General features: G+C 34.7%; 9 protein-coding genes. 8 read left to right on the top strand and 1 reads right to left on the bottom strand.

Annotation, left to right across the window (positions count from 1 at the left end; translation table 11 throughout):
- Positions 1-154: 154 nt before the first annotated feature.
- Entirely contained in the window at positions 155-2,935 is a 2,781-nt protein-coding gene (locus EG358_RS00340; protein ID WP_076561970.1) for a bifunctional aconitate hydratase 2/2-methylisocitrate dehydratase, read from the bottom strand.
- 349 nt (positions 2,936-3,284) lie between these two features.
- On the opposite strand from EG358_RS00340, the gene EG358_RS00335 reads away from it, so the two are divergent.
- From EG358_RS00335 to EG358_RS00300, 8 genes are all read left to right on the top strand, one after another.
- Positions 3,285-4,052 carry a WG repeat-containing protein gene (locus tag EG358_RS00335; RefSeq protein ID WP_083677083.1) on the top strand — a complete coding sequence of 256 codons (768 nt, stop codon included), beginning with the start codon at positions 3,285-3,287 and terminating at the stop codon, positions 4,050-4,052.
- Between the two features lie 269 nt (positions 4,053-4,321).
- The gene (locus EG358_RS00330) at positions 4,322-6,454 is read left to right on the top strand and encodes a TonB-dependent receptor (protein WP_076561969.1); all 2,133 of its coding nucleotides are present in this window, start codon (positions 4,322-4,324) and stop codon (positions 6,452-6,454) included.
- A 168-nt stretch (positions 6,455-6,622) separates the two neighbouring features.
- The gene (locus EG358_RS00325; RefSeq protein ID WP_076561968.1) at positions 6,623-7,387 is read left to right on the top strand and encodes an HU domain-containing protein; all 765 of its coding nucleotides are present in this window, start codon (positions 6,623-6,625) and stop codon (positions 7,385-7,387) included.
- Entirely contained in the window at positions 7,375-7,914 is a 540-nt protein-coding gene (locus EG358_RS00320) for an acyl-CoA thioesterase (protein ID WP_076561967.1), read from the top strand. The genes EG358_RS00325 and EG358_RS00320 overlap by 13 nt, the downstream gene beginning before the upstream one ends.
- A gap of 93 nt (positions 7,915-8,007) precedes the next feature.
- Entirely contained in the window at positions 8,008-8,958 is a 951-nt protein-coding gene (locus tag EG358_RS00315; protein WP_076561966.1) for a 2-hydroxyacid dehydrogenase, read from the top strand.
- A gap of 128 nt (positions 8,959-9,086) precedes the next feature.
- A complete protein-coding gene (locus EG358_RS00310) occupies positions 9,087-10,349 on the top strand; it encodes a serine hydrolase domain-containing protein (protein ID WP_076561965.1) in 1,263 nt (420 codons plus the stop codon).
- Between the two features lie 25 nt (positions 10,350-10,374).
- Entirely contained in the window at positions 10,375-12,144 is a 1,770-nt protein-coding gene (locus EG358_RS00305) for an Ig-like domain-containing protein (protein WP_083677082.1), read from the top strand.
- Positions 12,144-12,602, top strand: a complete 459-nt coding sequence (locus tag EG358_RS00300) for a heme-binding domain-containing protein (RefSeq protein ID WP_076561964.1) — start codon at positions 12,144-12,146, stop codon at positions 12,600-12,602. The genes EG358_RS00305 and EG358_RS00300 overlap by 1 nt, the downstream gene beginning before the upstream one ends.
- The last annotated feature ends 6 nt before the right edge of the window (positions 12,603-12,608 follow it).

Raw genomic sequence — 12,608 nt, 5'->3', positions numbered from 1 at the left:
GTTAAGGAAAAATAAAATTTGAATCGTTGACATAAGTTAAAATAATTTAAGTTGCTCTTAAATGGAAACATTCTAAACAAAAAAATGGAAGACTTCAAAAAGAAATCTTCCATTTTTATATTTAAAAAGCCTTTCGACTACATTTTAAAATCTATTAGTGACCAACGGTAACCAATTCTTTGATAGATGGAACGAAAGTCGTTAAATCGATACCTTCAACCGCAGCTTTGTATTCGTCGATATTTGGAATTCTACCAATAATCGCAGACAATACAACTACCGGAGTCGATGCTAATAAAGATTCACCCTTTTTACGTTCCGAATCTTCCACAACTCTTCCTTGGAAAAGTCTTGTAGAAGTTGCCAAAACAGTATCTCCTTTTTCAGCTTTCTCCTGGTTACCCATACAAAGGTTACAACCTGGACGCTCAAGATACATCATATTTTCATACTGAGTACGAGCTTCACCTTTTGGAGCATTATCATTAAATTCAAAACCTGAATATTTTTCTAATAATTCCCAATCACCTTCAGCTTTTAGTTCGTCAATGATATTATAAGTTGGAGCCGCTACAACCAATGGTGCGTTGAATTCTACTTTACCATTTTTCTGTTCAAGATTTCTCAACATCTGAGAAACGATTTTCAAATCGCCTTTGTGAACCATACAAGAACCTACGAAACCAAGGTCAACTTTTTTCTCACCACCGTAGAAAGTAAGGTCTCTGATGGTATCGTGCGTATATCTTTTAGAAACGTCGTCGTTGTTTACATCCGGGTCAGCAATCATTGGTTCAACAATAATGTCTAAGTCAACAACTACTTCAGCGTAATATTTTGCATTAGCATCTGGAGTCAACGCCGGTTTATCACCAGTTCTGATTTCCTCGATTCTCTTGTTTGCTTTATTAATTAGACCTTGAAGAACGTGATTATGGTTATCCATTCCTTTGTTAATCATAATCTGGATTCTGCTTTTCGCAATTTCCAATGATTCAATCAAAGTATCGTCTTCAGAAATACAGATTGAAGCTTTCGCTTTCATTTCTGCAGTCCAGTCTGTAAATGTAAATGCTTGGTCAGCAGGAAGAGTTCCAATGTGAACTTCGATAATTCTACCTTGGAAAACATTTTCTCCGTCAAATTGCTTCAGCATCTGAGCCTGAGTTGCGTGAACTACATCACGGAAATCCATATGCTCTTTCATATCACCTTTGAAAGTTACTTTCACAGATTCAGGAATCGGCATTGATGCTTCACCAGTTGCCAAAGCTAAAGCTACAGTTCCAGAGTCAGCTCCGAAAGCAACACCTTTAGACATTCTTGTGTGTGAATCACCTCCGATGATGATTGCCCATTCGTCAACCGTAATATCATTAAGAACTTTATGAATAACGTCTGTCATTGCGTGATATTCACCTTTCGGGTCACGAGCTGTGATCACTCCGAAATCGTTCATAAATTTCATTAATTTAGGAATATTAGCCTGCGCTTTTTTATCCCAAACTGAAGCAGTGTGACAACCTGACTGATAAGCTCCGTCTACGATTGGAGAAATCACGGTTGCTGCCATTGATTCCAATTCCTGAGAAGTCATCAAACCTGTCGTGTCCTGAGAACCAACAATGTTTACTTCTACACGAACGTCTGAACCTGCGTGTAATAATTTACCTTCAGTAACACCTACTGCATTTCTGTTGAAGATTTTTTCAACAGCAGTCAAACCTTGTCCTTCAATAGAAATTTCTTTAGAAGGAGCGAAAACTGTAGGAGCTGTAATTCCTAAAGTTTTTGCAGCAAAAGTCTGGATTTTCTTACCAAAAACAATGGCGTAAGAACCACCAGCTTTGATGAATTCTAATTTTTGAGGAGTAAATGATTTTGAAATATCTTTCAATTCAACATCTCCGTTGTATAATTTCTTTTCTTTGGTATTGATTGTAAGAACGGTTCCTGTAGCAACAGAATATTTTTCTTCCAAAACAATGTCGCCATTTTCATTACGAACAGGGTTTCCGTTTTCGTCAACTTTTTTCACCCAGTTTTGTAGGTCAATTCCGATACCTCCGGTTACATCAACAGTGGTTAAGAAAATTGGCGAAATACCATTTGTTCCGGCTACAATCGGAGCGATATTTACGAATGGTACGTAAGGGCTTGCTTGTTTCCCTGTCCAAAGTGCAACGTTGTTTACACCCGACATACGAGAAGAACCAACTCCCATTGTTCCTTTTTCTGCGATAAGCATTACACTTGCATCAGGATGTTGAGCTTGAAGCATTTTGATTTCGTCCTGCGCTTCAGGTGTGATCATACATTTACCGTGAAGTTCTCTGTCAGAACGAGAGTGTGCCTGATTTCCGGGAGACAATAAATCTGTTGAAATATCACCTTCACCAGCGATGAATGTTACTACTTTAATTTCTTCTGCAACTTCCGGAAGTTTAGTAAAAAACTCTGCTTTTGCATAGCTTTCAAGAATATCTTTAGCGATTACATTACCAGATTCGAAAGATGCTTTCAAACGTGCTGTGTCAGCATCGTATAAGTAAACCTGAGTTTTAAGAACTTCAGCAGCCGGTTTTGCAGTTGCTTCATCATTTCCTAAAGCTAAATCAAGTAAAACCCCAATTGAAGGTCCACCTTTCATATGAGATAGTAATTCGAAAGCGTAAGTTGGAGTAATTTCTTCAACCACAGATTCGCCAAGAATAATTTCCTTTAAAAACTTAGCCTTTACGCCTGCAGCACTTGTGGTACCCGGCAAAGTATTATAAATAAAAAATTTAAGAGAATCAGCTCTATATTCGTTTGCTGTATCTTTAATCTGCTCAATAATTGCGCTTAATAGATCTGCGCCGTCAATTGGTTTTGGGTGAAGCCCCTGATTTTTTCTTTCTTCGATTTCTTGGATGTAATCCTGATAAATATTCATAATTCTAGAAGTCTTTTCATTTTAAATGCGCCTTCGGGATGTAATGAGATTCCTAATACGCATCACTTTCAATTGTTTTACGATTTATTCGTAAATCTTTCTAAGTTTGTTATCGGAAATTGAAGCTGTCTATTGAAAATCTTTTCTGATATAAATTTAACAGATAAGAACTGATGTTATTTTTTTTAGATTTATCAAAAAAATCTTCAAAATTTAGTTTTCCGTTATTAAACACTTGAAAATGTTTCCAAATTTACGAAATTTTACTATTTTGTAATGTTGAAATTATTTAGATTCTTTATAAATATGAATTTTATATTTTCTATTTTTGACACAAAATAAACATACAATGATTTTAAGGAAATTGAAGTTGGGTTTTTTGATAACATGTTCTGTTTTTGCTTTTTCGCAATCTAAACCTTTGAAAAAAAGCAATATAAGTGTATCTAAAAAAGCTGTAAAATCAAATATTGTTAAAAATACTGTAGCAAAACTTCCAGTAGTTAATGAGGAGTTGCCATTGCTGATTCCGCAAAAAAAGAACGGAAAATCCGGGTTTGTCAATCAAAAAGGGAAATTTGTAATTCAGCCTGAATATGATTTGGTGATGTTTTTTGGTGAAGATTGTAATCTTTTAAACTCGCCTAACGAGAAAGTTAAAAAGTTCGGAAGCGGAGATTTTGCTACTGTAGAAAAGGGCGGTATTGCGTTTAGAATTAATAAATCAGGAAAAAGAGTTTACCAATATAACAGTAATGATCTGGGAAGATGCCAGCAAGAATTGAAAAAAGCATTGTTTCATGCTTATATTCTTAGTGGAAAGTATGGAATTATCGAAGATTCGAAGTTTAAAAATCCATCAGACCGCAATCAGTTTACCATTTATCCAAGTTACCAGTATCTTTACATTTTGGAGGGTGACGATGCGTCGAATCCTATGATCATAGCCACGTATAACGATAAATTTGGTGTGATTGATGTTAATAACAAAATCATTATTCCATTTGAGTATTCAGATATAAAAAGAAATTACAGCTGGAAATTGGGTAAAATGTTTGAAGTCACAAAAGATGACAAGAACTATTATTATATAGATTCTTACAACCGATCTTATTAGTTTTAGTGTGAAATTAAATCCTAAATCAAAATATTTTTAATTCACATATTTTTAGTAATTTTGCCGCTGAAATAAAGGGGTGCTCTAGTCGGGGCTGAGATTATACCCAATGAACCTGGAACGGGTAATGCTGTTTAGGGAAATTTGAAAATGTAACAACGTAGCAATATAACAATATACCAATTGCATTGCTAGACTGGTAAATTAGTAAATTGTTACATTACTTTAATCGCCCCTTTTATTCCATTAAATTTTTAAAATTTATAAGAATGAAAGGATTATTTTTTTTAGGACTTACCGCAAGTTCATTGAGTTTTGCTCAAACTCTCAATAATGATTCTCTGAAAATCAGAGAAATTGAAGCCGTCAACTTTACCAGAAGACTTCCCGTTGCCAAAGAAATTATCAATGTTCAGAAAGATCTTGACGGACGAAATCTCGGGCAGGATCTTCCTATTCTTTTGAAAAATCAAACTTCTATTATTTCCACTTCTGATGCCGGAAACGGAGTCGGCTACACCGGATTTAGAATTCGTGGAGTTGCAGGAAGAGGGATTAATGTGATGATGAATGGTGTTCCGTTCAACGATTCCGAAAGTCAGGGAACTTTCTTCGTGAATGTTCCGGATCTTACCAGCTCGGCTTCACAAATCGTGATTCAAAGGGGTGTGGGGACTTCCAATAACGGGGTTTCTGCCTTTGGAGCAAGTATCAATGTGATTTCTAAGGAACCGGAAGAAAAGTTTTATATTAAAACAGATGACAGTTACGGATCGTTTAATACCTACAAATATTCAGCTGAAGTAGGTTCCGGTAAATTTTGGAAAGACCGTCTTTCTGTGATGGGAAGATATTCATATATTCACTCTGATGGGTATATAGACAGAGCTTTTTCAGATTTAAATTCTTACAATTTCACAGCCTTATTTGAAGAAGGAAAAACAAAACTTCGCTTGATGGCTTTTGGAGGAAAAGAAAAAACGTATCAGGCTTGGAACGGAATCGACAGGCAAACCTGGGAAACAACTCCTAAACTGAACTATTCTGGTCAGTACACAGATCTTTTTACAGGCGAGGAAAAATTTTATGATAACGAAACCGATAATTACAGACAAAATCATTATCAGTTTTTATGGGAACAAAACATCAACGAACGCTGGAATCTTGAAACGACTCTTCATTATACTAAAGGAAGAGGGTTTTATGAGAATTACGTAAGAGTAAACGAAGAAGATGAGGAAGCAACACATTATTCCAATTACAATCTTCCGGTATTCGAATTGAATGGAGCTCCTGTAGATCAAACCGATTTTATCAGAAAAAAATGGTTGAATAATGATTTTTATGGCTTGGTTTCTACTTTGTATGGGAAATTTGAAAATCTAGATTTGAATTTCGGATTGGTTGGAAATCAGTATTACGGAAGACATTATGGGAATGTTACCGGAGTGTATTTTCCAAATATTGATGAATATGAATATTACCGTAATCGTTCGGTGAAAACTGAAGTTGCAGCTTTTGCCAAAGCATTAATCAAAGTGAATGATTTTGAATTCTTTGGAGATCTTCAGTTGAGAAATATTGATTATGATACAAAGATATTAATGGAAGGTGATGGAGAAGGCGCTAATCTTAATAAAAACTGGCTATTTTTTAATCCAAAAGCGGGAGTTAATTATAAACTAGGAAACGGAAAAGTTTTCTTCTCTTATGCTCATGCGCAACGCGAGCCCAATCGTGATGATCTAATATCAAACAATGATGTGAAATCAGAAAAACTACATGATTTTGAAGCAGGAATTGAAAAGCAATTTGGAAAAGTCGCTTTTACAGCCAATCTTTATTATATGTATTACCTGAATCAGTTGGTTTTAAACGGTCAGATCAGTAATATCGGAGAGTTTATCAGAACCAATTCCGGGAAAAGTTACAGAAGAGGTTTAGAAATTGGAGCTTTGGCAAAACTTTCAAAACAATGGGAGATTTCTGGAAACGTAAGTGTAAGCCAAAACAGAAATCTTGATTTCAGAATTAAAAATAAAAAAGAAATTACCGAGCTTGGGAATACAGAAATTTCTTTTTCACCCAATTTGATTGCCAATCTTAGCCTGAAATTTAACCCGACAAAAAATTTCCAGCTTGCTTTAATGAATCAGTTTGTTGGAAAGCAATATTTAGATAATACAGAAACCCAGAATTTACAGCTTGATGATTATTTACTTACAGATTTTAATGCACAATACGACTTTAAAATTGCAAAACATGAGGTTGCCTTAAAGCTTTTGGTTAATAATATTTTTAATCAGAAATATGTAAACAACGGTTACGTTTACAATGGTCCTGTTTATTTTTCTCAGGCAGGAACCAACTTCATGTTCGGAATCAGCTGGAAAATCCAATAATTAAAATTCAACACCATTTCATATCATTATATTTCAAGTTAGTTCAGATTAAATTTTTAAAGACTGCTTCGGCAGTCTTTTTTAGTTTTAATTTTTAACTTATTGCTTATTATACATTATAAATAAATCTCTCAAAAAGTCATGAAAAAGTCATAAATTTGCCACCAAATGAATATTTCAGCTTACATTTTAGACTATCTGAAGCAATTTGGAACCGTTACCGTTCCAAAGTTTGGTGTATTTTCTCTGGAAAATTCTAAAGCGGTCATCAACTCAGAAAACGGAAGTATTCTTCCTCCTTCTTCAAAAATAGCATTCCATTCTGATTATCAGGTTTTATCTGACGATTTGATAGGATTTATCAGCAATAAAAAAGCAATTTCAAAAGAAGCTGCTGAGAATGAATTGCAGATTCAGACAGATTTTTGGAAGAAAAAACTTCAGGCCGAGCAGGTTTTGGAGATTCAGAATTTAGGAACTGTTTTTATTGAAGACGGCCAGCTCCATTTCAAAGGAAATCGCCTGGAATCTGATCATCCGGATTTTTATGGTTTGGAAGAAATTCGTTTTTCTGATATCAACGAAGGAGAATCTTTCGAGAGCCCTGTAAACAAAGAAAAAGATTACAAGTTTAATAAATCTATTCTTTGGATTTTCCTTTTCATCATTCCGGTTTTGGGGATATTGTATGTAGGATATACTCAACAGGAACTTCTCTTCGGGAAAAAATCTTTTGATGATGTTTCGGTGCAAACCAAAACGAAGAGAATTGAAAAGAAAATGCCGGTAAAAATAGATTCGGCGCAGATAAAAAGAGCAGATTCTGTAAAAGCTTTTAAAGCGGATTCTTTAAGAAAAGATTCAATAAAACAGGCTGCAAAAACTTGGAAACCCAATTCCAATAAAAGTAAATCAAAAAAATGGCAAAAATAAAAAAAGCGTCAGAATCTTTGACGATAATGACCAATATCGTACTTCCCAATGATACCAACCAACTTAGAAATCTTTTTGGAGGTGAGTTGTTGGCAAGAATGGATCGTTGTGCTTCCATTTCGGCAACCAGACATTGCGAAAGAAGAGTGGTGACAGCTTCTGTAAACCATGTTTCATTCGACCACCCGATTCCGGAAGGAGGTATTGTTGTAATGGAATCTAAAGTTTCTCGTGCATTTTCTACATCGATGGAGATTTATGTAGATGTTTGGTTAGACGATCCGATTAATCATAAAAAGATTCAGACCAATAAAGGTATTTACACTTTTGTGGCGGTTGATGAATTCAACAGACCGATTCCAATTCCAGATATGGAGCCGGAAACTGACGTTGAAAAAGAACGTTATGCTGCAGCATTGAGAAGAAAAGAACTTTCTTTAATTCTTTCCGGAAGAATGAAACCTTCGGATTCTGTGGAGCTTAAAAAATTGTTCCAGGAACAGCCACAACCAGAAACGGATAAATAATTGTTTTATATCTTAAATGCTTTTAATTTTGTTGAGTGTAATGCCTCTGCAAAATTAAAAGCATTTATTTTTTTGATTCTAAGTGTTTAAGCTATGAAAATCCTTCTTTTAGATAAAAACCATCCCCTTATTACCGAACAGCTTTTAGCTAAAAACTTTATTTTAGAAGAAGATTTTACGTCTTCGTATGATGAGGTTTGTGATAAAATTCACAATTACGATGGGGTAATTATTCGAAGCAGAATTCCTTTAGATCAAAACTTTTTAGAAAAAGCAACTCACCTAAAATTCATTGCAAGAGTAGGAGCGGGCATGGAAAATATTGATATTCCTGTTGCTGAAAAATTGGGAATTCAATTGATTAATTCTCCAGAAGGAAACAGAGATTCTGTTGCCGAGCATGTGGTGGGAATGTTATTGATTCTAATGAACCGTCTTTTCATCGCTTCAAATGAAGTAAAAAAAGGAATTTGGCTGCGTGAAGAAAACCGTGGTGATGAATTGTTGGGGAAAACAGTGGGTCTTATAGGTTATGGAAATATGGGAAAAGCTACCGCAAAAAGACTTTCGGGTTTCGGCTGTAAGGTAATTTTTCATGATATTCTTCCGGGTCTTTCAGATGAATTTGCAACGCAGGTTTCTTTGGAAGAGCTAAAACAAAAAGCAGAAGTTTTAAGCTTACATATTCCCATGACAAATGAAACTCATTATTTAATTGACTCAACTTTTATTAATGAAATGAAAAATGAGTTCTATTTTGTGAATACGGCAAGAGGAAAAAATGTAGAAACGAAATATTTAGTTGAAGCGGTGAAGTCAGGAAAGGTAAAAGGTGCATGTCTTGATGTTTTAGAATATGAGAAGGCATCTTTTGAAAAATTAGATACTTCGACTTCGCTCAGTACAAGAGAAAATGAAGATCTGCAATATCTTTTAGACTCAGAAAAAGTAATCGTGACCCCTCATATCGCAGGCTGGACGCATCAAAGCAAGGAAAAGCTGGCGCAGGTGATTGTAGATAAAATTATAGCATCGTTTGGCTAGTTTAAAAATCAGCAAATTAGATTACTCTTTTGGGGTGTGAAATTTTGTGTTAAATAATTCATAATTGATAACGGCCTTTTCATATTTGAATAGAGTTTTGTTAAATTGCCGTTCATTTTTTTGAGCTCATGAAGAAGTTAAACCTTGTATTTATCACTACTCTATTTTTATTCCTGTTTTCCTGTAAAAATAAATCTGAAAAAAATTCTGAAGCAGCAGAATCTACGACCAATCTTCCCAATTACGGAAATGTAGATTTAACCAAAGTGTTTGCTTCCGGAGATTTTAGTCTTGTAGATAAAGATTATGCGGTAAATTATATCGACCAATATTATAAAAAGGTTTGGGAAAGAGGTAATTTGAGTGGAAGCTTTTTGGTAGCACAAGGAGATCAGATTTTATATGAAAATTACAGAGGTTTTGCACGAGAGGGCAATCAAAATCCTATAAACAAAAATACGCCGTTGCATGTTGCTTCCGTTTCAAAAACCATGACAGCAATGGCAATGATGAAATTAATCGAGGCCGGAAAAATAAAGCTTTCCGATCATTTGACGCAATTCTTTCCCGGATTTCCTTATCCGAATGTAACAGTTCAGACTTTATTAGACCAAAGAAGCGGTCTTCCAAAATACGAATACTTCATTACCAAAATTCAGCCGGCTCCTGCAGAACTTTCAAAAACGTACATCACCAATCAGGATGTTTTGAATATGATCATCAAATACAAACCTGAGCTGGCGAGAGATACCGATACCGGTTTTATGTATTGCAATACCAATTTTGCGCTTTTAGCCTTATTGATTGAAAAGATTACTAAAACTCCTTTTCCGCAGGCGATGCAAGAAATGGTTTTCACTCCATTGAAAATGAATAATACCTATATCTTTCAGGAAAAAGATATTCCTACCGCGTCGCAGTCATTTTATTATGGTGGAAATAAGTTGTATCCTTTAGATCGTTTAGATCTTATTTATGGGGATAAAAATGTGTATACAACGCCAAGAGATCTTTATAATTTTTCTAAAGCCATGTTTTCTAAAGATTTTTTAAAGCCGGAATTGATGCAGATGATTTTTGCGCCTTACAGCAATGAGAAGGCAGGACAAAACAATTATGGCCTAGGCTTTAGAATGAAAATTTTTGATAACGGAGAAAAACTAACCTATCATAACGGTTGGTGGCACGGCACAAATTCTGTTTTTGCTCACCTTTTAAAATCTAAAGTTACCATCATAGCTATCGGAAATAAATATTCGGGCAAAGTGTATTCAGCTCTGGCTTTGTCGGGTCTTTTTGAAGATTTTCCGCCTCAGAAAGATAAGCTTCACAGCATTATGAATGATAATCAGGACACTTTGAAAACAGGAACTGAAGTTTTTGGAGAATAATGTTTATTTTTGCTCAAATAATTTCATGAAAAGATTTCTTCTCTTATTCATTATCGGAATTCTTGTACAGTCTTGTGCGAGAGTGGGGTCACCAGTCGGCGGTCTTAAAGATACCTTGGCTCCAGAGGCTATAGGCTCAAATATAGATTCCTCGAGAGTCAATGTGAGAAGAGATATTAAAGAACTTCGTATAGATTTTAATGAATATATTACCTTAAAGGATATTAATAAAAATCTTAATATTTCGCCACCTATAAAGAATATCAAAAGAATTCTCCCTTCAAATATTGCCAATAAGTTTTTAGTGATTCAGTGGACCGACACTTTGCAGGCCAATACAACGTATAATTTCAATTTTGGAAATGCGATTGTTGATAACAGTGAAGCAAATGTTTTGAGGTATTATAATTTTGCTTTTTCTACAGGCGAAAAGCTCGATGATTTATACATCAGCGGGGAGGTTACAGATGCTTTAGCTTTAAAAAAGAAAAGCAGCTCCGATAATAAAATGGTGGTTGGTCTTTATCAGTTGAAAGACAGTATGGATTACAGACAAAAGCCCTATTATATCACAAAAGTAGATGATGACGGTTATTATGAGTTAAATTATCTTGCAAAAGGTAAATACAAAATTATTGCTTTTGATGATGATAATGAAAACTCTATCTACAACCCCGGAAAAGAAAAAATTGGATTTCAAAAAGATACCGTTGTTGTTGAGAAATCTATTTCAGGCTTAAATTTAAAATTGTATCCTTCTAAGAAACCATTTAAAACCCCTGAATTAAAAGAAATGCCGGGAGGAATTTTGATGACTTTTGAGGGAAATCCTGAAGAAGTAAAGGTTCTATCTATAAGTGAAAAACTGAAAGACATCAAAGTTACCCACACTCCAAAATCAGACTCTGTAAAGATTTGGTTTGATGCTGTGAAAAGCGATGTTGGACAAACCGTAAACGAAAAACTTGAGTTCAGCTATGATACAGCTGCGAAGAAAGATACTGTTGTTTCTTTTTATAAGTACAACAAAAAGAACGTGATGGATGTTGTTAGTGAAAATGGTGGAGCTTTATTGCCTCCAAAAACTGATTTCAAAATCTCGTCCAATTATATTATTGATAAAATTTATCCTGAAAAATGGACTTTGACGATTGATAGCACAACGGCACAACCATTTACTGCAAAAATATCTGAAACAAATCCTTATCAGATTTTAGTAACGTCGGATTTCATTTCCGGGAAAAAATATCAGCTGACAATTCCGAAAACTACAATTTCATCTTATTATGAAAAAAATTCGGAGTCAAAACGTTTCGATTTTGAAGTTGATAAGATCGAGAATTATGGACTTTTAAAAATTGAGCTTCAAAATGCTCCTACTAAAAAATATTGGTTGCAGCTTGTAGATTCTTCAGAAAAACCGATATATCAGAAGTATACAAGCGGGAATTCGGTAACGTTTGATATATTGAAACCCGGCGAATATATCATTCGGATTTTGGTGGATAATAACGAAAACCGTTATTGGGATGCTGCAGATTTCGAAAATTCAACTTTTGCGGAAGATTCGTATACTTATTACAAGACTGCGGTTATCCGACCTTTATGGACATCAACCGAAACCTGGGATCTAAACGATAAAAGAGTGCTTGACATCAGTAAATTTGGTACAGCTTCGAGTCCTGCAAAAGCTCAGTCTGATGAGAAGAAATCGACAACCAATCCTATGAATAATTCTATTCAGAATAATAATTCTGGAACCAGAGGAAATAGAGACCTTCAATTAAGAAGATAATGCAGAAGTTTAAAAAAATAGTTTTTTGGTGTTTGGTAGGGTTTGCAATCATTCAGTTTATTCCGATTGATCGAGTAAATAAGCCGGTAGATCAAAGCAAAAACTTTATTAAGATTGAAAATGCTCCGAAAAAAGTAGTTATATTACTTAAAAATGCATGCTATGATTGTCATTCCGATGAAACGGTTTACCCTAAATATGCATATGTCGCTCCGTTTTCCTGGTCGATTAAAAGCCATGTGAACGATGGAAGAAAATATTTAAATTTCTCTGTTTGGGAAACATACAATAAAGATTTGAAGCACAAAATGCTTACCCGAGCAATAGAGATGGTTGACAATAAAATGATGCCAATGCCTGCGTATATCATTTACCACGAAGAAGCTAACCTCTCAACCAATGAAAGGAAGCTTTTAAATGTTTATTTTCAAGAAGTCCTAGACTCTAAAAAATACTAGAAAATA

The organism is Chryseobacterium indoltheticum, from assembly GCF_003815915.1.
Lineage (GTDB): Bacteria > Bacteroidota > Bacteroidia > Flavobacteriales > Weeksellaceae > Chryseobacterium > Chryseobacterium indoltheticum.
The sequence above is the reverse complement of the archived record's forward strand: the minus strand, read 5'-3'. Positions and strand labels throughout refer to the sequence as shown.